This is a genomic window from Myroides odoratimimus (genome assembly GCF_004337635.1).
GTDB lineage: Bacteria > Bacteroidota > Bacteroidia > Flavobacteriales > Flavobacteriaceae > Flavobacterium > Flavobacterium odoratimimum.
The window spans coordinates 3,445,748-3,467,776 of the sequence record NZ_CP037427.1; the positions used below are offsets into that span (position 1 = coordinate 3,445,748).

Annotated in this window: 25 protein-coding genes and 1 pseudogene; 4 read left to right on the forward strand and 22 right to left on the reverse strand. The window is 33.1% G+C overall.

Features of this window, described 5'->3' with window-relative positions:
• Positions 1 to 12 precede the first annotated feature (12 nt).
• The 3 genes and pseudogenes from E0Z07_RS18145 to E0Z07_RS18435 all read right to left on the reverse strand — a co-directional run.
• On the reverse strand, positions 13 to 426 hold the full coding sequence (locus E0Z07_RS18145) for a HipA N-terminal domain-containing protein (RefSeq protein ID WP_006258109.1): 414 nt from the start codon (positions 424 to 426) through the stop codon (positions 13 to 15).
• A 21-nt stretch (positions 427 to 447) separates the two neighbouring features.
• Positions 448 to 795, reverse strand: coding sequence for a helix-turn-helix transcriptional regulator (locus E0Z07_RS15580; protein WP_006261442.1), 348 nt, complete (start codon positions 793 to 795; stop codon positions 448 to 450).
• Positions 796 to 1,001: 206 nt separating this feature from the next.
• A pseudogene (locus E0Z07_RS18435) lies at positions 1,002 to 1,133 on the reverse strand (transposase domain-containing protein); the annotation flags it as partial.
• A 315-nt stretch (positions 1,134 to 1,448) separates the two neighbouring features.
• On the opposite strand from E0Z07_RS18435, the gene E0Z07_RS15590 reads away from it, so the two are divergent.
• Positions 1,449 to 2,618, forward strand: a complete 1,170-nt coding sequence (locus E0Z07_RS15590; protein WP_059051139.1) for an ATP-binding protein — start codon at positions 1,449 to 1,451, stop codon at positions 2,616 to 2,618.
• Between the two features lie 84 nt (positions 2,619 to 2,702).
• Here the strand turns inward: E0Z07_RS15590 and E0Z07_RS18310 are convergent, their stop codons facing one another.
• From E0Z07_RS18310 to E0Z07_RS18150, 3 genes are read right to left on the reverse strand one after another with little or no spacing between them, the layout of a single operon-like run.
• A complete protein-coding gene (locus E0Z07_RS18310) occupies positions 2,703 to 2,918 on the reverse strand; it encodes a hypothetical protein (RefSeq protein WP_225581824.1) in 216 nt (71 codons plus the stop codon).
• A 31-nt stretch (positions 2,919 to 2,949) separates the two neighbouring features.
• Positions 2,950 to 3,138, reverse strand: a complete 189-nt coding sequence (locus tag E0Z07_RS18315; protein ID WP_225581823.1) for a hypothetical protein — start codon at positions 3,136 to 3,138, stop codon at positions 2,950 to 2,952.
• The gene (locus E0Z07_RS18150; protein WP_262491722.1) at positions 3,128 to 3,631 is read right to left on the reverse strand and encodes a DUF6088 family protein; all 504 of its coding nucleotides are present in this window, start codon (positions 3,629 to 3,631) and stop codon (positions 3,128 to 3,130) included. Before E0Z07_RS18150 ends, E0Z07_RS18315 begins: the two co-directional genes overlap by 11 nt.
• Positions 3,632 to 4,036: 405 nt before the next feature.
• Here E0Z07_RS18150 and E0Z07_RS15605 point away from each other — a divergent pair, with 405 nt between their 5' ends.
• The 3 genes from E0Z07_RS15605 to E0Z07_RS15615 are packed head-to-tail and all read left to right on the forward strand — an operon-like array spanning position 4,037 to position 5,494.
• Entirely contained in the window at positions 4,037 to 4,240 is a 204-nt protein-coding gene (locus E0Z07_RS15605; RefSeq protein WP_002992043.1) for a type II toxin-antitoxin system Y4mF family antitoxin, read from the forward strand.
• A complete protein-coding gene (locus tag E0Z07_RS15610) occupies positions 4,240 to 4,575 on the forward strand; it encodes a HipA N-terminal domain-containing protein (protein WP_006258117.1) in 336 nt (111 codons plus the stop codon). Before E0Z07_RS15605 ends, E0Z07_RS15610 begins: the two co-directional genes overlap by 1 nt.
• Positions 4,568 to 5,494, forward strand: a complete 927-nt coding sequence (locus E0Z07_RS15615; RefSeq protein ID WP_131540961.1) for a HipA domain-containing protein — start codon at positions 4,568 to 4,570, stop codon at positions 5,492 to 5,494. Before E0Z07_RS15610 ends, E0Z07_RS15615 begins: the two co-directional genes overlap by 8 nt.
• A gap of 625 nt (positions 5,495 to 6,119) precedes the next feature.
• On the opposite strand, the gene tnpA is transcribed toward E0Z07_RS15615, so the two are convergent.
• The 16 genes from tnpA to E0Z07_RS15700 form a co-directional block, all read right to left on the reverse strand.
• Positions 6,120 to 6,533 carry an IS200/IS605 family transposase gene (tnpA, locus tag E0Z07_RS15625; RefSeq protein WP_006261444.1) on the reverse strand — a complete coding sequence of 138 codons (414 nt, stop codon included), beginning with the start codon at positions 6,531 to 6,533 and terminating at the stop codon, positions 6,120 to 6,122.
• Between the two features lie 112 nt (positions 6,534 to 6,645).
• The gene (gene traN, locus E0Z07_RS15630; protein ID WP_006258119.1) at positions 6,646 to 7,518 is read right to left on the reverse strand and encodes a conjugative transposon protein TraN; all 873 of its coding nucleotides are present in this window, start codon (positions 7,516 to 7,518) and stop codon (positions 6,646 to 6,648) included.
• A 29-nt stretch (positions 7,519 to 7,547) separates the two neighbouring features.
• Entirely contained in the window at positions 7,548 to 8,837 is a 1,290-nt protein-coding gene (traM, locus tag E0Z07_RS15635; RefSeq protein WP_006258120.1) for a conjugative transposon protein TraM, read from the reverse strand.
• Positions 8,812 to 9,102 carry a hypothetical protein gene (locus tag E0Z07_RS18320; RefSeq protein WP_006258121.1) on the reverse strand — a complete coding sequence of 97 codons (291 nt, stop codon included), beginning with the start codon at positions 9,100 to 9,102 and terminating at the stop codon, positions 8,812 to 8,814. The genes traM and E0Z07_RS18320 overlap by 26 nt, the downstream gene beginning before the upstream one ends.
• A gap of 12 nt (positions 9,103 to 9,114) precedes the next feature.
• Entirely contained in the window at positions 9,115 to 9,738 is a 624-nt protein-coding gene (traK, locus tag E0Z07_RS15645) for a conjugative transposon protein TraK (RefSeq protein ID WP_006258122.1), read from the reverse strand.
• A 16-nt stretch (positions 9,739 to 9,754) separates the two neighbouring features.
• On the reverse strand, positions 9,755 to 10,747 hold the full coding sequence (gene traJ, locus E0Z07_RS15650; RefSeq protein WP_006258123.1) for a conjugative transposon protein TraJ: 993 nt from the start codon (positions 10,745 to 10,747) through the stop codon (positions 9,755 to 9,757).
• 3 nt (positions 10,748 to 10,750) lie between these two features.
• Entirely contained in the window at positions 10,751 to 11,383 is a 633-nt protein-coding gene (locus E0Z07_RS15655) for a DUF4141 domain-containing protein (protein ID WP_006258124.1), read from the reverse strand.
• A 77-nt stretch (positions 11,384 to 11,460) separates the two neighbouring features.
• Positions 11,461 to 13,956: a TraG family conjugative transposon ATPase gene (locus E0Z07_RS15660; protein ID WP_006258125.1), complete on the reverse strand. Its 2,496-nt coding sequence runs from the start codon at positions 13,954 to 13,956 to the stop codon at positions 11,461 to 11,463.
• Positions 13,940 to 14,284, reverse strand: a complete 345-nt coding sequence (locus tag E0Z07_RS15665) for a DUF4133 domain-containing protein (protein ID WP_006258126.1) — start codon at positions 14,282 to 14,284, stop codon at positions 13,940 to 13,942. The genes E0Z07_RS15660 and E0Z07_RS15665 overlap by 17 nt, the downstream gene beginning before the upstream one ends.
• Positions 14,285 to 14,295: 11 nt before the next feature.
• Positions 14,296 to 14,604 (reverse strand): DUF4134 domain-containing protein, encoded by a 309-nt coding sequence (locus E0Z07_RS15670; RefSeq protein ID WP_036496719.1) that lies wholly within the window; start codon positions 14,602 to 14,604, stop codon positions 14,296 to 14,298.
• A 304-nt stretch (positions 14,605 to 14,908) separates the two neighbouring features.
• Positions 14,909 to 15,814 carry a hypothetical protein gene (locus tag E0Z07_RS15675; protein ID WP_225581821.1) on the reverse strand — a complete coding sequence of 302 codons (906 nt, stop codon included), beginning with the start codon at positions 15,812 to 15,814 and terminating at the stop codon, positions 14,909 to 14,911.
• A 75-nt stretch (positions 15,815 to 15,889) separates the two neighbouring features.
• Positions 15,890 to 16,711: a M12 family metallopeptidase gene (locus E0Z07_RS15680; protein ID WP_006258129.1), complete on the reverse strand. Its 822-nt coding sequence runs from the start codon at positions 16,709 to 16,711 to the stop codon at positions 15,890 to 15,892.
• 236 nt (positions 16,712 to 16,947) lie between these two features.
• A complete protein-coding gene (locus E0Z07_RS15685) occupies positions 16,948 to 17,577 on the reverse strand; it encodes a response regulator (RefSeq protein ID WP_006258130.1) in 630 nt (209 codons plus the stop codon).
• Positions 17,578 to 17,665: 88 nt separating this feature from the next.
• Positions 17,666 to 19,660, reverse strand: coding sequence for a sensor histidine kinase (locus E0Z07_RS15690; RefSeq protein ID WP_006258131.1), 1,995 nt, complete (start codon positions 19,658 to 19,660; stop codon positions 17,666 to 17,668).
• Between the two features lie 94 nt (positions 19,661 to 19,754).
• Positions 19,755 to 20,018 carry a hypothetical protein gene (locus E0Z07_RS15695; protein ID WP_006258132.1) on the reverse strand — a complete coding sequence of 88 codons (264 nt, stop codon included), beginning with the start codon at positions 20,016 to 20,018 and terminating at the stop codon, positions 19,755 to 19,757.
• 561 nt (positions 20,019 to 20,579) lie between these two features.
• Positions 20,580 to 21,968: an Ig-like domain-containing protein gene (locus E0Z07_RS15700; RefSeq protein ID WP_006258133.1), complete on the reverse strand. Its 1,389-nt coding sequence runs from the start codon at positions 21,966 to 21,968 to the stop codon at positions 20,580 to 20,582.
• Positions 21,969 to 22,029 lie beyond the last annotated feature (61 nt).

Sequence of the window (22,029 nt, forward strand, 5' to 3'; positions counted from 1 at the left end):
TTGTGTTGAGTACTAATATGTAATTCTTCTTTTTTTTTCTAATAACGCTTTAGTGGTTTCTATTAAATCCGATAACTCTAAGTCGTAAGACGTAGATTCTTTTCCTATAACCGGCTCAAATTCTAAGGCGCCCATTCCTCTTTTTCCGATAAAACATAATAACTCTACCGGATTTAAACTGTTGTCTGGTCGACCTTGACGTGCTAACCAAGCATTGATTAATTCCTTACCGTAGCGATCGGGTAATGCATCGGCTAATAAACCTGGCATTCCTTTGAAAGTATCATTATCCCTAAATTCGGGAAAATTATAAATACGGTTTTTGTTGGGCATTTTAATGGGAGCAATGGGCAGCTCCTCCAACTTGAATTGAGGATCATACTCAAAGCTTGCCAACCCTCTGTTCGGATCCCAAACGTTTGCCATATATGTTAATAAATGCAGTTGTTACCATCCTAAATCTGAATTGTCTTGTTGTTGGTTAGGTGCTTTTGATGCTCTTTGTCGTTTTTGCTTTTCGCCTTTAGCTAATTCTATTGGGCTGAGTTCTTCTAGCACATCAAAACTATTTAAAACATACAAAGCATTTAAAATACGTAAGATTTTGATGAGATTAATCAACGAAATATTTTCACCACGCTCTAGCAAACTCAAGGTAGTACGACTAATAGCCGCTTGTTGGGCTAAGTCTTCTTGCGTCAGATTTTCTTTGATTCGCGTTTGCTGAATAAAAAATCCTAGTTTTTGTAAAATAGCTTTATCTGATAAAGCAGTAATGTCTATTATATCGTTCATAAAGTACAAATAATCCTATTAATGAATTATATTCTATACAATGAGAAATGTTACTTTCACTATATAGCTAATGTACAAAAAAAACGCATAAACCAAACAAAAATCAGTTTATGCGTTAAATATTGTGCAATAAATAGCGTCCTAAACGTTTAAAAAAGGCATAAAAAGGATCCACCTAAGCAAGTACACCTTGTGCAGTCTAAAAATCATTCTACTGAGTCTGTAATTAACTTCTTATAATTATGCGGATATAGGTCTGTAATATTCTTGTGGTTGATGGATTGAATATTTTCAAGAACATATTTAAGCCATTGATAAGGGTTAACATCATGCTTTTTACTTCAATGATATATACCAATTACAAAGATTGGCTAATAAATAGAGAGAGAATTATAATTTTAATCATCCTCATAAAGTATTAGGAAATAAATCTCCTAAAGAATATAATCGAGTAGGAGGCTGAAGAAATAATCTTCAGCCTCCTACTCGATTATTTACTTATCGCTTTTCAAGGCTCAATTAACTCCCGATGGCTCAGATTTACAATCCGTAACAACAAAAAAAGATAAAATAGCACTCATATAGTGCATTTATTTAAAATAAATGCACTATGTGAGTGCATTTATACTTATATTTGTAATAAAATAAACAGTATGGAACGGTTATTTGAGTATTCAAACAAGTTAATCAATGAGGCTAACACAGATTTCTTTCGCTACATATATAATCAAATCAATTGGGAAAATCGAATGATAGGTCTAATTGGTCCCCGTGGTGTAGGTAAGACTACTCTTGTCCTGCAATATATCAAACAGAATTTAAGTCCTACAGAAACACTTTACATTACCGCAGAGGACTTTTATTTTGTGGATAATAAAATCATTAAGTTAGTTGATACCTTTGTCAAGTTTGGAGGCAAGTATTTATTTATTGATGAAATTCATAAATACCCTGATTGGGCAAAAGACCTCAAACTGATTTATGATTACCATAAAAATTTAAAAGTTGTATTTACGGGCTCATCTGTACTTGATATTAAAAAGGGAGCTTCTGATTTAAGTCGTAGAGCTATTATCTATAATATGCAAGGTTTGTCTTTTCGAGAGTATCTGAAACTATTTCATAACATTTCTGCTAAAACATACACATTACAAGAAGTACTACAGCATAAGGTTAATATTCCAGAGATAGAAAGGCCTTTATTATACTATACTGATTACTTAAAGAAAGGTTATTATCCTTTTGCCTTAGAACAAGACTTTGATATTCGTTTGGCTCAGATAATTAATCAGACTTTAGAGAATGATATTCCAATGTATGCTAATATGAATGTGGCTACAGGTAGAAAATTAAAACAATTATTAGCTATCGTTTCTCAAAGTGCTCCTTTTAAACCTAATATGAGTAAAATAGCTGAAATGCTATCTGTAAGTAGAAATAATATTGCTGACTATTGTCTATACATTGAAGAAGCTGGGCTAATCACTCAACTACGTAACAATACTGGGGGAATTAGAGGATTAGGCAAGGTAGATAAAATCTATCTAGACAATACCAATTTGATTTACAACCTAGCAAGTGATTCTTCAAATATTGGAAATATTCGTGAAACATTCTTCTTAAATCAGACACGAGTAAAACATAATGTTATATCTTCTGCTGACTCAGATTTCTTAATTGAGAATATAACCTTTGAAATAGGAGGCAAAAACAAAAGCCAAAAACAAATTAAAAATATTGAGAACAGTTATGTTGTAAAAGATGATATAGAAACTGGCTTTCTGAATGTTATTCCTTTATGGCAATTTGGATTATTGTATTAATTTTTTTGTGCTTTTGTTGTTTACGGATGTGATCAGCACACAATCATATGGGCGTAACACCTTACGCCTATACTACTGTGGATGTTATCTGTGTGACACGGTTGATAAATCGTCTCTACATTGACGTGCTGTGTGCTTAATTTCATATAAATTCGGATCTACTCCCAACTCAGTTAATTGATGTATTAACTCTTCTCTAAATTCATTAATAATAAATCCTCCAGAAGCTTTTCTAAGTTTTTTAATTTGTGTTTTAGAATCAAGCTTACCAAACCCCAGCAAACGCTGGTCAATAATCAAATCAATATCTTCTGAAAATCACTGTATTAAATTATAAGCCCTTACTCAGAGAAGTTTCTCCTTTAAATATAATAGAATCTGCATACTTAGATTGAAATATTGCCTTTAAAAGAATACAAACCCACCAATCTTTCTCTATTACAAAAGCTGGTAGTCCATAAACAACTTCAGCTTTTTTTAGTACAGCAACTCTTTGTTCTTCAGATAAATTAATCCACATACTCCTGTTTATAATAAAGTTTTTTAATTTCTTTTTGAATCCAAACCGGAGCAAATTTCAATTGAGATTCTACCACTTGTTGATCTATTTTATCAACAGCTAATTTAATCGCATTTAAAAAAGAATCCGTAATTTCTCTTTGCCCCTTCTCTTTAAAAGCCTGTACTACTAAATGTAACAGATCATCTTTTATCATAAGGTTTTTAGGGACAGTTCTCTTAAAATTAATCTTCCTATTTCCAACCTTAATTTCTCTTTGAGATCCTTTAGTCAAATAAACAGTCTTTAAGGGGATCTGGGTTGTTAATCCTAATAGATACAACGCTAATACACCAGTTGGCGCTATAGGCACCTTATCTCTTTTTGCAATCTCATTTTCAATTTCCTCTATACTAGGATAAATTGTTCCTAATAAAGAATCTTGCTTTGGTTTTATATAAATACCATGGGTTAATCGTTCAATAAGGTTTTCTTTTTCTAAACGAGAGAGTATTTGTCAAATATTGTCAGCTGTACCATATTTAACAAAATCAATAGCGAAAAAAATTTCTCCACGCTTAGATTTAGAAATCTTATCTACTATCTGATTACTAATAGATTCATTCATAAAAAAAGATTTACATTTGTCACAAATTTAATCAAATCCTTCCGCAGGTCAATCACCCTTCTAATAAGCCTTTCCAAACAGTAAAGCCTTTGTTGTTATTTGAATAATCGTGGACAATTCCTAAAAAAGTAATAGGATTAGTATCTAAATAGACCATTTGAAGGAAAAAACGCTTTATTTAATTCATAAAATACCACCTATCGGGTATAAAATATTGAATCTCACACAAACTATACCCGAAGGGGTATTATTCCATTTTTTATGTATATTTATACCTGAAAAGGTATAGATATGGATTCAATACAAGTATTTGTAAAGCAAAAGCGAAAAGAATTAAAGCTTACGCAAGAAGATTTAGCGCTAAATGCTGGTGTAGGCTTGCGTTTTGTACGTGATTTAGAACAAGGTAAAAAAACACTCCGTTTAGACAAAGTAAACGATGTGTTAGCTTTATTTGGTAAAGAAGTTGGTGTAATTGATCAAACTAGAGAATAATGGCACGACAAGCTAAAATATACTTTCAAGATCAGTTAGCTGGTTATCTCCTGGAAGGAGATGATGGATATTCCTTTTACTATAATCAAGATTATCTAAGAACACCTCATCCGCATCCAATTAGCCTAACGCTCCCCCTATCTGAAGAAACCTATCATAGCAATGTACTCTTTCCTTTTTTCGATGGGTTAATTCCTGAAGGATGGCTATTAGATATCGGAGAAAAACATTGGAAGCTCAATCCCCGAGATCGATTTGAATTATTAATCAACTTATGTAGAGACACTATTGGAGCGGTCTCAATTTATCCGATGGAGGCGGCAAATCATGAATAACTGTTTATTTTGTTATAAGCCTGTTGAAACAGGCGACTATCACCCTACTTGTTCAAAGAAGTTCTTTGACACTACAAAAGTTCCTATATTAGAATTAGATAAAGAAAAATTAGATAAGTTAGCACAAATAACGGTAAACGAAAGATTAGCGTTAACAGGGGTACAACCTAAGATATCCTTAAGTTTAAACAGTGAAAACGGTAGTAAACGATTAACCTTAGTCAGTTTATGGGGGGATTATATCCTCAAGCCTCAATCTCCTAATTTTGCTTTTATGCCACAAGTAGAAGACTTGACCATGCACCTAGCTAAGCTATTTAAAATTGAAACCGCACAACATGCTTTGATTCGCACCTCTACCGGTGAGCTGGCTTATATTACCAAGCGTTTTGATCGAGTGAAAAACAAAAAAATTCATGTAGAAGATTTATGTCAGTTATCAGAATTGTTAACGGAACAAAAATACAAAAGCTCCTATGAGCGTGTAGGGAAGATCATTAAACGATACGCTACCAATTCGGGCTTAGATACAATCAAATACTTTAGACTTGTCTTGTTTAGCTTTATAACAGGTAATAACGACATGCACCTAAAGAACTTCTCTTTAATGCACACAGATAAGGGTATCTTATTTTCTCCAGCGTATGACCTTTTAAATCTGAATTTAGTCTTTCCTGATGATAAAGAAGATTTAGCACTAACCCTAAGTGGTCGTAAGAAAAAGATTAAACAAGTAAACTTTGATGAACTTGCAATGAGTTTAGGTATTACAGCAATTGTAAGGAATAATATCTATAAAGATTTCTCTAAGCAAGCTAATAAAGTATATGACTTAATAGATCGAAGCTTTTTAACTGATGAGTACAAAGAAGAATATAAAACAATCTTTACTAAAAAGTTGAAACAGATTGGATTGTAGAGAAAAGGTTAATCAGGAAGAAAATACTAGAAAATAAATATACAACACTCATTTATCTCAGGACAAAAAAAGTATTCTTGTGGAAATTGAAATCGAAAATAACCTGTCCAAATCGAAAAATTCACTTCCGTTTTTATTGTGAATTATTCAACCAAAACAACAATATTTTCTCATTTATCTGTTAAAACCCATCCGTTGATTTTCCTTTAAAATACTTTAAAAAAGTGTTGTGCAAAAAAACAAGGTTACCCCCCTATGAATGCTAGGATATTGATACTATTAAGCCTATCACAATCAAGAATCATGGCAATAGGCTTATGAGTGTATTTAAACTTGGACTTGACTACTTATCAAGATTATTGCTGTCTAAAAATAAGTACAATCCTCTAAATATCAATTGCTTTAGATTTTTGTCGTGTACTTAGGAAAAACTTATATTATATTCTTAAGGTAAACTAAAATAATCAGTTGAAGATCAGGAATAAGAATCATCCATACAAAGTTAAAAAAAACAAAGTGGGACTAGTCTTTATAAGATAGCCCCACTTTAAATTCTCTTAAGATCTAGTAAAAAACCACCATTAAAAATGGTGGCTTTGTTTTTCAGATTAGCCCCAAAGGGGCATTACGATTGATTATCGTTATGTTCTTGATACTTGACATATCGTTTTATCATATCTTCGTCCAATCCTACTGTACTAACAAAATATCCACGAGACCAAAAATGATTACCCCAATATGGCTTCTGTTTTAATGTTGGATATGTTTTGAAGAGTTTTATAGCTAGTTTACCTTTAAGAATTCCCATAAATTCACTGATAGATACTTTGGGGGGAATCGAACATACTAAATGAATATGATCTTTCTGAATATTCATTTCTTGTATTTGAACACCTTTCCAACTACTAATCAATTGAATATCATATTCTATCAAACTTTTTACCATTCCTTCCAAAATTTGGAAGCGATACTTGGGTGTAAAAACTATGTGATAATCACATTTGTAATATACATGCGTTAATTTTCTATATTTACTCACTGTTTAAATGTTTTATAGTACAAACCTATAAAAGGCATAGCCTATAAAACATCACCACCGCCAAAGGCGGTGGTTTTCTATACTTAAATAAAATATTATACTATGTATAAAACTATATTCTTAACAATTCAATCTGTTTACTGCTTAATACATTATGTTTTAGCACTCTTATTTTTTGATTTCTCACTCCATTCTTCTCATTAATTTCAATTAAAAGCATTTGTTTATCTGATAGGGTAAACTGATCTAACATAAATACATTGTCTTGTTTACTTTGAATATTAATAGTTTGAGCATCACTATAGCTTCTAATGGGCTTTAAACTCATTTCTTGAATAGTGGTTCGTTTAGAGGTCCTTCTGTCTTTGATTCTAAAACTAATATAGTCAACTTCATAGGGTAGATTGCTTTTATTGTTAATAGAAAGATGAAAGTAGAGTTTACCATCTTGAGTGTAGATACTTTTCAGCCTTGCTTCTACCCCGTAGCTTTTGCTTTTAATATTTAGCTCTTTCTTGTTTCTTTTGATGATTGCTTTCATAAAAAGATCTGCTAGAGTTGGACTGGTGTCCCCTAAGTCTTTAAATAGAACTTCGCTTTGCTGTTTACTGTTTTGATTTTCAAACTTGGTTAAGTCATAGCTCAGTTGTGTTGGCTCTTCATTGTAAGTAGCACAAAAACTATAGTATTTACCATCGTTTGTAATTACAGTAAAGTTTGTAGGTGAAATATATTCTGTAATCGTTTTTAAACGAAGTACATTTGATGTAACCTCTACTTTGCTTGCTATTATGTCACTACTTCCTAAATCTACGTATTCAACACTACTTGGAAACAAGATATGAGTAGTTTTGTTTTGGGTTAGTTCTACCTCATAAGGAGTTACCTCAGCATTTGATAAATTGATAGACTTGGTATAATTTTGGGAAGTTACTGTGTTTACTGCTAATAAGCATAGTAACATATATTTAATGATTGTTTTCATAATGATTTGTTTTACTTGGTTATTAAATGTTATTCTTTCGGTACAAGAAACAGTTCTTGTCCTTGTTTTAGGGTTACTCTTTGGGCTTTTACTTTCTTTGAAAAGTAACCAGATACTCCTTGAATAAGTCCTTTAGTTAGATCTGAAGCAATTTGATCTGAAGCAGATCTACTCATAGATATACTCGTTCCTGCTGTTTGTCCCATATTGGCAATGATTTCTTTTGAGGCGCTTATTTCTTGAAGGTCTAATACCTCTAAGCCTCTTTGCCCATAATTATCATAGCCGATAAGCTCTGTTTCTATGATGGTCTCTTCTATCTTAATAGAATTTACAATAAGCTCTAACCTGCCACTGTTTACCTTTACCTTAGCAATCAGTGTACTTGATTCAGGTAACAGAGCCCCATTTATTACGATTCTTTCTAAGAGTCTTAGTTTGATGTAACCTTCGTTTATAATAACCTGATTTTCTTTAATACTTACCCTTATACTGTTTTTATGGTTCTGGGTTTTACGTTCTCCTTCTGCTGTATAAAAGGTTTGATTTGATTTAGGATTAATAGGTAAAAAATCTAGTAAACTTGTTGGTTTTACCAGTGAAGATACAATCTCTTTACTTGTTTTATCAAGCATTGTTATGACCTGTTTTTTACTTGAAATTGTTTTAGCGTTTGTAGTCTTATTTGAAGACGGTAATTCAGTTTGATTTTGACCTCCTGGCAAATACTTTGCTGCCATCTGAAAAGACTTTTCCATAAGTTCTAATTGATTATCCATAGTAATAGGTGTTGGAGTGTCTTTTTCTTCTAATTGTTTCTCTAGCTCTTGTATTTGCTTTTTAAGATTTTCGGTTTCAGAATTTTCAGTACTACTACTGTAAAAACTACCAAGTACATCTTGGCTTTGTTTGTAGTTCTCGTAAGACCTCTCATAAGGAGTGTAAGTAGGTTCCGCATTATAATCCTTGTGATTGTAAGTATTATTAGACTCCTCTTGCGAATCATTCCAATAGTCTGCTAAGGAGTGAATCTGATTTTCATTTTCTTGCTTTTTCTGTTCCCATAGCTCTTTTTCATAAGCTTTTACTTTATCTGTTGGCATCCCCTTGGTTATCGCCTCAGGAACAGAATCATTATGAGAGATTAACTCCTTTTCTTCGGGTTTAAACAAAAGGTACATTACCCCTAAAAAGACAATGCCCATTAAAGCAAAGACTATGTGCTTTTTGTGTTTTTCTATAAGATTTTGAATTGCCTTTTTTTCTTTGGGTACTTTCTCTATCTGGTGGGTTTTATTTGATAACTGATCTTGATTCATAATATTTTAGTTTAATAATTGAGTGTGATTCTATCTTTTGCCTTTTAAGCAAATACTTAACTGGTTTTATATTACTCTGATCCTCCCTACTTATTGCCTGCTTTATTTTAGAGCTAAAACTTGTCTTTACAATAAAAAGACAAACTAATGTGTAAAGAGTAAAAGCGGTAAGTAATAAAACTCGTTGTCTTTTTATAGAGAGGTTATTCCAGTAAGCTTGTAGTTTACTTAAATAACTATGTCTTAAAAGTTGTAGCTTCTTCATAATCTTGTTTTTTTAACGTTTAACAACTTCTAAGTCTTTGTTCTCTACAACTGTAAACTTTTCGATAATAAATCCTTGCGGGTTATTATCAGACCGTACAGCTGAGATAAGCTGACTACTTGTAACAAGATTTCTTTTAGTTAGGTTACTAGATCGTATGATATACTGCGTTGCATAGGTTAGCGTCTTATAGGGATAGGTGTTAAAATCTATTTTAATACTATCCACCTCAATTCGTTGCTGAATATTTCCTGAAATGACTCTGCTGTAATATCCTTTTTCAAGTAAGTCTTTATAATAGTCAAAGGCGGTTTTATCAGATAGATTAAACGCTCTTTGCATATTACCCTCAATGGCTGATTTTTCAGGTGAGAGAGTAAAGAACAGCTCGTGAAAGCGCCTTACGTGCTCTCTTGCCTCTACTGGCCTATTTATACTTGCGTCTTGAGACAGAGCTAGCATAAGTGATTTACCTTTATCAAGCACATAGATCTTCTCTCGTTGCTCTTTAGCAAAATCATAGCTTTTGTAAATAGCGAATCCTACTACTATAAGGCAAACAACTGCAAATACAATAGCGTAGAGCCGAATCTGCACAAAACTATTTTCTATATTTCGAAGTGATTTAAATTCCATGTTTAAAGTGTTTAAATTATTTAATTAGTCTACCTGTTATATTTCCCGAGGTAGCCCCAACTGCCGCCGAGCTAATATTACCTGTTTTAAGCGCAGATTGATTTACATTACGAAGAAAGCCCGAGCCTCCACTGGCTTGAATAATCCAACTTGTCACTGTAGGAATTGTAAAGTATCCCACAATGCCAATGATCATAAAAATCACATATATCGTGTTTGAGGTATCAGGGATAAAACTTGGATCTGAAAGCAATAGCATATCTCTTTCAAGAATTAAGGATTGAATTCTAGCTAGCATTGCGCTAAATAAATCCGCTACAGGAAGCCAGAGATACACGCTTATATACCGCGTGAGCCACTGTAAGAGCGTAGATTCAAAACCACTCCAAATAGAAATGGCAAATGCAATTGGCCCTAGTATGGATAACACAATTAAAAAAAAGGTCCGAATCGTGTCTATAATTAAAGCAGAAGCCTGAAAAATCATCTCTAAGATTTCTCTAAAGGCATCTCTTAGGTTTTTTTGAAAATCATATTGCCATTTCTCTAAATACATTCCTGTCATAGTGGCTAGATCCGAGGGTGACCAGCCAAGCTCATCAAGTTTTTTATCAAAGGCCTCATCAGAAATTAAATAAGCAGCCTCAGGATTTCTAAGCATAGCCTCCTTTTCTAAAATATCTTTCTGTTTTTGTAAAGATGTTAGATCTATAACCTGGGTTTCTAATATCTGATGCGTTCCCTTTACAACAGGACTTAAAACCGTGTTTAAAGTTCCTAGAACAAGGGTTGGAAAAAACATAATACAAATTCCCAAAGCAAATGGCCTAAGCATTGGATACACATCAATAGCTTCTGCTCTTGCTAAGGCTTGCCATACTTTAATGCCGATATAAAAAAGCGCTCCAAGACCTGCTAGGCTCTTAGCCACAGATACCATCTGACTTGTAAGTGGCATCATATCGTAATAGAGGTTTTGTAAAACCTCATGAAGATTATCTCTAGCCATAACTCACCAGTATTTTTGATTAGAAGTACCGTATAAATCAAGTACCCTTTGGGTATTATTTTTCTTTTTAGCCCTTAAGATGCTGATGCCAATATTTTTTCTTGTATAGTAACTAACAAGGTTGTGATAGTCTTTTACTTCTTTGTAAACTCTATCTATAACATCCATGCGCTCTTTATCATTTAAAGACAAGGTTGAGCTACTTACAATCTGCTTAAGCTCTTTGACAAGCTCTGTGCTTTCTTGAAGAAGCACGGAATATCCATTGGCAATAGCTACAAGCTCCTGGGCAGAGAAGTTTGGATCATTAAGCATCTTGCCAAAGTTTTTGACATACAGCTCCGAAACGTCCCCTACTAAAAGCACTGTCTGTTGAACCTTTCTAGCGTCTTTAACTAGGTTATTAACCGATTGGAGTTTATCGTAATACTCCTTGCTCTGGTTATAGACTTTTTCTACTTCCTTGAAGTTTTTAACTACATTGCTAACTGTAGCAGAAGTTTGCCTTATTTCATTAGCACTATTTATAATACCTTGGGCTAAATTTCCAGGATCATATACTGTCCACTGCCCATAATTCTTTATTGGTAGAACTAGTAGCATCGCTACCACAACTACCTGCAATAGTTTTTTCATATTTTATGTTTTAATTGATTGGTTACTCTACTGAGTACTATTTTTTATCCTTAGAAAAGTTGGGTTAGCGTATTTACTTATTCAGTCTGTTTTTCTTGTACAAGACGCTTTATAGCCATCTCTACATTACCGTTGAGCTCTTTAGCCAGGTTCATTACCTGTAGTTTTTCAGTCTCTTCTGTGGTATAAGCTAAGTATTCTGAGTAGCTTACTTCTGTAGCATATACTCCCGATTGCATTCCACCTAGGCCAATCCATACCTCTTTGTAAAGGCGGTTAGGATTGTTGTTTAGGTTTATTGAAAGTATCTGAGCTTTTTCTTTGTCAGTAAGGCCAAGCATCGCTTGTATATCATCAAACTTATTCATGTACTTGCGCTGGTCAAGTAGAATCTTACAATCAGAGTTATTGATAATACTTTCCTTTACAATCGGAGATTGGATAATATCATCTACCTCTTGGGTAACTACTATTGCCTCTCCAAAGAATTTTCTAACGGTCTTAAAAAGATATTTAATGTACGATGCCATCCCCTCTTTAGCAATGGCCTTCCACGCCTCCTCAATTAAGATTAGCTTGCGCTGTCCTTTAAGACGCCTCATCTTATTTATAAACACTTCCATGATGATAATAGTCACAATGGGAAAAAGAATTTTGTGCTCTTTGATTGAGTCTATCTCAAAAACGATAAAGCGTTTGTTTAAAAGGTCAAGCTCACTTTCTGAGTTTAATAGATAGTCATACTCCCCGCCTTTGTAGTAAGGCTCAAGTACATTTAAAAAGTTTGCCAGATCAAAATCCTTTTCTCTAACTTGTTTCTCTTCTAACTCAGTTTTGTAATCTGTTTTGATGTACTGATAGAAAGTATTGAAACTTGGTTTTATATCGCTGCTTTGAAGTTTTTGGATGTATCCACTAACAGCATTTGAAAGCGCAACTTCTTCCGATCGTGAGGGAGGCTGGTCATCGCGCTTCCAAAGCGTTAAAATGAGCGTTTTAATACTCTCTCTTTTTTCAATATCAAATACCCCATCATCGGTATAAAAAGGATTAAACGCAATTGGGTTTTCTTCGGTATAGGTGAAGTATACTCCATCCTCCCCTTTTGTTTTGCCTTTAATTAATTCACATAAGCCTTGGTAGGAGTTTCCTGTATCAACTAAGAGCACATGAGCGTTTTGCTCATAATACTGTCTTACCATATGATTGGTAAAAAAACTCTTACCACTCCCTGATGGTCCCAAGATAAACTTGTTGCGGTTGGTGATAATTCCCTTTTTCATGGGTAGGTCGGAGATATCTAAATGAATCGGTTTACCAGTTAGTCTATCTGCCATTTTAATTCCAAAAGGAGATAGTGAGTTTTGATAATTGGTCTCCCCTGTAAAAAAGCATAAGGCAGGTTCTATGAAAGTATAAAAGCTCTCTTCACTTGGAAAGTCTGCGCTATTTCCTGGCATACCTGCCCAGTAAAGTGTGGGGACGTCCACTGTGTTGTGTCTTGGTACGCACTCCATAGAAGCGATTGCGCTTCCACAGTCATTTTTAAGCTGTTTAAGCTCATTTGGGTTATCTGACCATGCCATTACATTAAAATGAGCTTTAATGGATATTAGACCTTTACTATGCGCTTCATTTAAATACTCTTCTATCCACTGCTTGTTTATTTGATTCGCTCTACTGTATCTAGCAAGAGAGTGCATATTCTTGGCCGACTTTTCAAACTGTTTTAAATTGTAATCACTATCTTCTATAAACAAATACTGATTGTAGATATGATTACAATTAAGCAAGAGTCCAACAGGCGCTGCAAACGATAAAGCCATACTGCTTTTATCAGTTGATAGTTTTTCATAACTTGATAAACACGATACTTCACTAGGAAGATCTTCTGTGTTTGAAAGGGTATGTAAAGAAAGATTATTATCTCCTACTCTAACCTTATCGCTACTTATAGCTATATCTTGAAGACTACCTCTTTTACTGGGACTTAGCGTTAAATACTGCTCTAAGAGCCCGCTTTTATCTTCTGAGCCGATAATATCTTCTTCCGTAAGTTTAGTTAAGTGAATTATTCCACTGTCATTTACTATCTTTTCTAATTGTGTAGTCGCTTCTAAAAAGCTTTGAATAGTGTCTTTATCTCTAATCTCTTTAGGGATGAGTTCTCCTCTTGTAAGTGAACAGAAGTTACTTTGACTTTTAATTCGCTCTTTAGTGGTCTTAGTGATAAACAAATAACAACTGTGATTCAGATAGGGACGCTCATTAAAATGCCTCTCAAAGCTTCTACTTAGATAGCTTTGCTCTGCATCTTTAAAATCAGCGTGGTAACTTTCCTTTACAAACCAATCCTGCTTGTGAATCACAGTAAACTCAGGAAGCGTTTTTATAGCCTTATGCCACAGGCTGTGAATAGTCTCATACTCCTTATCTGAGATGGTGAATATCTCAGGTAAGATCACTTTATAACAAACCGTGATATCTCCTTGCTTTGAGACAATACAGTTGTTCTCCACTGATAGAATTGGAAACATCCGCTCTAATGTATTTGTCTTAGCTGTATTTCTCATAGTGTCTTAGTTTTAAGTTTCTACTTAAATACCCTCTAAGATCTTTTCTTGAGATGATATACCTTGGAAAGTACTTTCTGGCTTGAAGTTTCATAAGACCATACTGGCCGTATTTCTTATTTAATGAAAATACTTTGTAAACAAGATACCCCGATAGTCCAAGACCAAGGGCTAAACAAACTTTGTTGTTTACCCCAGCCATATACAAAACCATAACAAGAATTAGATTTCCTAATAGTCCACCTGCAAAATAAAACAGGTACTGAGCCTTGAGTCCTTTAAACTCTGCGCTTGCTCCAATGCCTTTATTGATACTATACTTTTTCATATAAGTATCTTTTAAAGGAAGAATGATCTTAGAATTGTAGCCGCTACAATTAAGAAGATACAAGCTCCAAACCAGCTTGCAGCTGTCTTGCTTGTATCGGGATCACCACTTGAGAATTTGTTATACACCTTTACCCCTCCAATAAGACCAACCACAGCTCCAATAGCGTAGATAAGTTTAGTGGCTGGATCAAAATAAGAAGTAACCATCTGGGTAGCTTCTGTGATACCTGCTATTCCGTTTCCTTGAGCAAAAAGATTGCTTGATAAAAGTAATGTTAGACCTAACAATACTAATTTTTGAAATGTTTTTGTTTTCATAAAATTTGACATTTATAAGTTATTTATTAAGCTGTTTGCTTAATATCTTAGCTCAAATGTCCCAGGAAAACTATCTATTAATAAAACTTGGTATGCTCAGTCTTTAATTGACTTTAAATAGCCTTTTAAAAGTTTTATTATGGATTGATAAAAATAAAAAAAGAGGATATAATCCTCTTGTGTGGTATATTTAATACCCTTTAAATTATTTATGTAATAAAACGCTAAATAAAAAATTCAAAATTATTGTCTTATTTTTTATCAACTACCGGGTGTTCTTACTTTTTAAGAAAACAATTATTTTTTATAAGGAATCTAAAAATACCTTCACTCCTAGCCCTATGCTTAAACTGTTTGAATGAACTTCATTTAATTGGGCGGTATGAGTTGTTCCATTTGCCTTAAATAACTTATCGGTTCCCTTATTTATTTTTGTATGGGTATAGTGAACAGAGAAAAAAGGTTGTATGCGCTGTGTGAGCTGATAGCCGATATGTAATCCTGTCCTCCACCCCACTCCCTTAGATTTGTGCTTAAAACTGGTGGGCTGTCTAAGTTCTTCTCGGAGGTTCCAAGTTGCCTTAGCAGTGTAAGAGGGTAGATATATAGCGCTAATATCAAAATCTACATTCCAATTCTGATGAATAAAATTCGTTTCTAATCCCATGATGACTCCATGAGATTGAGGTTTATAGGTGCTATTTAATTTTTTGCCTTCTATAAGAGGGACATCTCCATCTAACATATAAAGAGTCTGATAGGCACCATAATACCCAATATGGGTATTAAAATAAAAGTGATGATTAGACCATAGCAAATAGGATAATTCAATACGTGTGTAAAAAGAATGACCTTTATCTGCTTGTAAATCAAGTTCAGAGGTTTTTAGGAATCTATTGTCTCCTGCATAATCTGTATCTTTCACAGTTCCTCTTGTTATCTCCTTGTAATTTAGGTCTGTTTTTAAGCGAAATTTCGATGAAAGAGAGATAACAGATTCAACACCTACAGAAGGTCCGCGAAGATCGCGCCAATCTAATTCTGATAATACATTAGGGTATTGTCCTTGTTCATTGCCTGCTATATTCCAATTCAAGTTTTCTTCACTCCAATTTACATAAGGTGAGATAGAAGAGGGTTGTCTTTTGGCTTGAGCTTGTATTAAAAAAGGAAGAATACAAAAAAGTAATAGAAAGTAACTTTTATTCATTGTCATAAATAGATAAAGTCTACCTCACACTAGGGTAAGGTAGACTATTATTAAAACTAACCTAATGTATATACTTTAGTTTCTTGGATAAACTGTTGCAATAAACTGTTTATCTGTTGCTGATAAAACAGAGTTATTTCCTACACTAAATCCATTTGTAGTAAGAGCACTGCTTATGCTGTAATGCATAATCGACTGCGTGTCATAAGCACTATACTGAGTTTGCGTAGTTGAATAGGTTGCAAAAAGATTGTTATCCACATCATTTTTACTCCAATAGTTCGGATAACCAGCGTAATAAGCGTACACTTTATTTTTATCCCATGGAATATTCGTTAAAGGATGTTGATGCTCGTGTATCATTCCTAGCGCATGACCGAACTCATGGATAACTGTTCTACTGAACTCTGCATCGCTAGTCGAATTATCAAACCAACCAAAGTTCATTGTTTCTTCATTAGATGGAATACTAAGGGCTTGTGTTCCTAAATAAGAATACGATCCTGCTCCTTGGGTAAAAGTAACTCGAATCTGAGGAGTTCCAGTTTCCACAAAATTAAAAGTGATATTGGCATAATTAGACCACTCCTGCGCGTATTGCTTAACCTTACTGCGAACATAAGGAGTACCTCCATATAGTCCTACAGTAATAACACTTCCATTAGGCCACTTTGTACTTCTAACAACAGCTCCTCTTGGATCTGTTCCTTTAGGATAAACATCTTTACAGACTTTCGCTCCTTCAAATCCTGAAACAATATCCGCTTTAGGTACTGCTCTTAATTCTTTTAATCCACTAGTACTATCATTTACTGCTGTATCATTGTCATTAGTATTACATGATACCAGTGCTACTGAGATGAATGACCCTAATAGGATCTTGTGGTGTAATTTCATATTATCAATATTGTTTTGGTTTATAATAACATAAATTTAACAACATCAAATCAATATAAAAAACTGACAACAAGACAATTAACTAAAACGGAAGTCAACCTACAGCAAGTGTTAAAAAAACAAGCATTTCCACCCCTTTAAAGTCTAAATATTAGTTATAAATAAAAATATACCAATAAAATCACTTTTTATCCTTAAATTCAAGTAATATATTATAAATCAATATATTTAAAATACTATAGCAATTGGTTGTGTTTTATTATTTGAATTAATTCCTGATAATCCGTTACATTAAACTCATGTAGCATTTTACTTATTCGCTTTTGTATAGCACTTGTACTTAAAAATACAAAGCTCTCTAACTGCGTAATTTTATATCCATGAGATAAATACATTAAAATCTCTCTGTTCTTAGGGTCTAGAAGTGTATTTTTAGCGATTACCTTTTTGATAGACTCCTTGGCAATAGGGCTGTAAAAAAGTTCCGGTCCTTTATCATTAAGAATCAAATCCTGTAAAGTCTTGGCTGAAAAATCAGATTTTACAATCAAGGCATCTATTGTTTTATTTCGGTAAATGCTATAAAGAATAAGTGCTTCCTCATGGGCTGTAATTAGAATAATATTACACTTAGGAAAGCGCTCTTTAATCAAGGTTGTACAGTCTAAACCTGAGGATATATTTTGCTCCTTATATATAGGCATATCATAATCTATAATAGCTACATCAAGCTGTTCTAAGCCAAGAATCTGTTTATAGAGTTCCTCACAGTTTTGGGCTTTTATATACGTATTAGATTCATTATTTAAAATAGAAATATACCCCTCTAAAGTCATAAAATGATCGTCGGCTAGTAATATGGTCATATAGGCGTTTTATAAAAATTACAAAGCAATTTAGGAATAAAAAAGAACTACACAATCTTAAATTTATAAAAATTACAACAAAATAAAACTATACTTCCTTTTCACTATAGGGAATTTCTAAACTAATCGTTGTCATCTGATTAAGGGTAGAGATAGTCATTTTTCCTTGTAGAGATTGTAGTCGATGCCTTATATTTTTAAAACCCAATCCTTTATTTATTTTCTTGGTATCAATACCAATACCATTATCATGAATTTTAACTACAATATGCTGTTCACTTAAAAGAATAATAACTAAACACTTACTCGCATGAGCATGTTTATTTACATTTTGAAGCAATACTTGTACAATAAGGTATAACTGTGCTTTTTGATACCAGGTGTAAAAATCCCAATTAATAAGTCTATCAATAGAACACTCAAAAACAGTTTGAAATGGATTTTTCTGACTTAATATTAAATTCTCAAGTACTAAGCTAAAGTCTTGCTCTTGATTAAACAAGGTCTTATGCATATTGTGAGATAAGGCTCTGGTCTGCGCTTCGATTTGTGTTAATTGATCGATTAACTTTTCTTTCTCTTTAGTTTGATCAGTTGACAATTGTCCGAGATTGATACGCACCGTAAACACTCTATTAATAATAGAGTCATGTAGGTCTTTGGCTATTTGTTTTCTTTGTTTATTTTTTGCCTTATAGGTTATGCTTTGTTGTTGTAAAAGCAAAGCTTGAATCTGGTGTATAGCCTGTTGATCTTTTTGCTGATATAAGAGTTTTTTGTTTTTCATTTGCAAACTAAGCACAATAAAAAACACAATAGACAGTAAGACGACAAGCAAAATGACTCCTCCTAAATATGTATTTCTTTGCTTTAAAAGATCATTTCTCTTTTCTATTTCTCCTGTTTCATATTCAATACGGGCAAATTTATTTCTAGTCTGACGCTCTAGAGTTCTTATGCTATCTTGGGTTCTGAGATAAATAGTGGTATAAAACTCTTTGTCATTTACATCGTATTCGGATAAAAACTTTAGACTTTCGATTAACTCATAAAGATTCCTATCCTCTGCCGCCATAGCATAAGCGTCTTTCATGAGAATTAAAGCCGCTATGGTATCTTTTTTTAGAAGACTTAGCTCTGCTATTCTTATTTTACTAGCGACAATGCCTTGTTTATGATTAATCTGGGTACGAATCTCCAAAGCAGATTCTAGTGTAGATTGGATCACCTTAGTATCCTCACAAAGGAGCATCTGATTATATCCATAGTTATTTAAAACCATCGCTTTTAATCGTGGAAAACTATCAACATACTGGTTTCTAAGCGCAATCTGAAAGTAATTTTTGGCTTCTTGTAAATTACCTACTTCTTGATAATAGCCTCCTAGATTATTATAATACGATAGCCAGGAGCGTTGTAAATTATATCTATCATATCCTTCTTCTTCTAACCTATTTAGCAATTCTGGTATTTTTACATAATACTCTAGAGCTACTCTGTACTCTTTCAGTTCTTTTAGTACCGAAGCCATTTGGAAGTTGGCTTCATAGATAAGTCTTGTGTTTTTTTGTTTGGATAACACTTGTAGAACTTGGGCTATCGTGGTCTCGCTCTCTGTATAAATCCCTGTATCGTGTAAAACACCTGCTTTATAAGAAAGCATTTTAGCCCAGTTGATACTATCTTGTTGTAAAGCATAAAGTTTCTCCGCTTTGAGATAATAAAAGTAAGCGCTATCTAAAATTTGTTTCCTATCGTAATAATCTCCTAAATACCAATAGGTCTTGGCTATATGTGCTGTATCTCCTTGTTGTTTTGAGTAAGTATACAGTTTTTCTAGATTTTTCTTAACCTTTCTATCCCGCTTTATCCATTCGTAACGGTTAGCTAATCTTAAGAGTGCTTCTCTAGTCAAAGAGTCATTAGGTCTTTTTATGATTAAAGTAGCAATACTGTCTAGATAAACTTCTTTATCAATAGCCTCAGCATAACCTTCAAAATAGTTTGTCTCTTTCGTTTTTTTCTCTACTACCCCATTACAAGATAGACAACAAAATAAAAACAATAATAAACTAAAACGCATAACGATTCTTTTATAACCAAAATAATAAAGCGATCCAAGATGAATCGCTTTACTATACTGCAAAATCTATAACCTTAAAAAAGGTAAACACTTATTACTTTCCTTTTCCTTTTCCGTTTCCTTCTCTCTTTGTTTTATCCTTATCTAAATCAAAATCCCCACGATCATTCATCTCTTCAGTAGAGAAGCTTTTCGTTTCAACTTCCGTTTCATCTTTTATTGTAAGTACTCCTTGCGCCTTTGCTTGTTTCTCTCTTTGCTTTACTTCTATATCTTGTTGTAAATTATCATCGTTAGAGCAAGATACCACCATGGTTGAAAGAGTTACTAACCCCATCATAAAATAGATTTTTTTCATACTGTATAGATTTAATAACTAACTATAATAACTACTCCATAGTTAGTTATGGTTATTAATAAACAATAATTTAAGATGTAAAAACATATTCACTCTAAGTAGAATTTAATTTCTGCTGTAAAACGCTTTTATATTATTCTATTTCTATAATACGTTCTTCGATAGTCTATCGTCACTTTTATCAAAGAAGGACTGCTTTACTTATAATAATTACAACAAAGAGTTTTCTAAATCACTTAGTATAAGTTTTATATCATAAAATAGATACATCTAAATTTCATTTATAAACTTAAAGCAATAATTACACTTACTGTTGTAGTTTAAACTCATAAAATGTTAAATTTTTATCTCATTGATGTGGTAGACGCAATGTATTGTGTAGCCATATGTGATTGTCCTTCTGTTGTATAAATGCATTATGTATTGCACAGAATGAAACCTAAAATCCTTGATATACTTACCAAAGTCAAGAACAATAGAATAAAAAAACGACAATACAGCCTAACCATATTGTCGTTGTATTTTATATCAAGAGCCTATTAAAAAAGAACTATTTCTTAATTAAAAAGCCTTTGGGATCGGTATTCCAGTAACTACGTTGACTTCTTTTCTACATTTGATGGCTACGCCTTTATACATTAAGGTAAACTCGGCGTATGGTTTATAGACTTTGTTTAACTTAATAGTATAAATCTGTTGTAGTGTATAGGTTTTAGAATCTCTAAAGATCACTCGATTATATCCGTCATAGAGAATAAAGTCTTGTATAGAAATACCATCTCTCCTAGAACTAAACAGCTGATACTGTAATTCGCCTGTATGGGTTCCGTCATTTTTAATCTCGTCAAAGATTTGTGAGCTGACCAAAACATCATTTATAAAACTGATCACTTCTACTCTCATTATGATCGATACATGAGGATTTTGTTTACTTCGAAGGGTTACATTTGTCACGCCTAGTTGACCAAAGAATGTTTTGATATATCCGTTAATATCAATTTTGATAATTGGATTATCCATAGTCACTTCGAAGTCCTCAAAAGTTTCACCTAAAGGCAGTAGAACTAGATAAAATTGTTCTTCTTGTTCTTCGACAATTTTTATATTGGTGCCATAAGGTGTTTTAATTTCAAGAATCCCTTTAGAGACCACTCTTACCTCTATTGATTTCCTTTTGCCATTAGGCAATATAACGGTTAGTGTACTACTATCCAATCTATCAGAGTAGAGTGTTTCGTTATCAAATAAACTAATGCCTCCTGGTGAAATCTCCCATTTGACTCCAGCAGTACTGGCTCCCTTTGGTAGGGTACGATAAGGGATCTTATTTTGTTGCATCCCCGTAATTTCAATAATATCTTCATCAAAAATAATGTCTTGGAGTTCATTGTTTTCAACGATAACTGTAATAATAGCTTTAGACTTTCCAAACTCTACAGTGATTTTAACTTTACCTTGTTGATAAGTAGTAATCTGTCCTTTATTTATAGTTAAAATATTAGAGTTTTCTACAGTCCATTTTAGTTGATCTAACTCAATATTTTTAATTTCTAATAGATCGTTTAGATTGAAAGTCTTATTTGTAACTAAAGATAATTCTTTTTGTTTAAATTGTAAAATCTGTTCTTGTACACTAATTTTCATACTCGTCTGAACATTAGTATTCTTTACTTTGGCTGTAATTTGGATTTCTCCTTCTGAAAGCGCTTTACCTATGCTTCCATTTAAACGAACAACACTTGGGTTTTCACTGAGCCAGACAACTTGTTCTTTAGTTGCATTCTCAATCTTGAGTTCATTCATCAAGTCAAAACTATCGTTTATCAATACTTGTTTTTCTTTATTGATAAAAGTGATAGTCACTTTTTTTTCTCTAATGCCTTCATCTTCTGAAGAGCACCCTAATACTACTAATGAGAAAAGAGTTAGTAGTACAAATTTTGCTTTCATAATGTTTTTTATTAAAGAAGATTTTCCTTTATCCTCTATTAAATTTACGATTTATACAGCT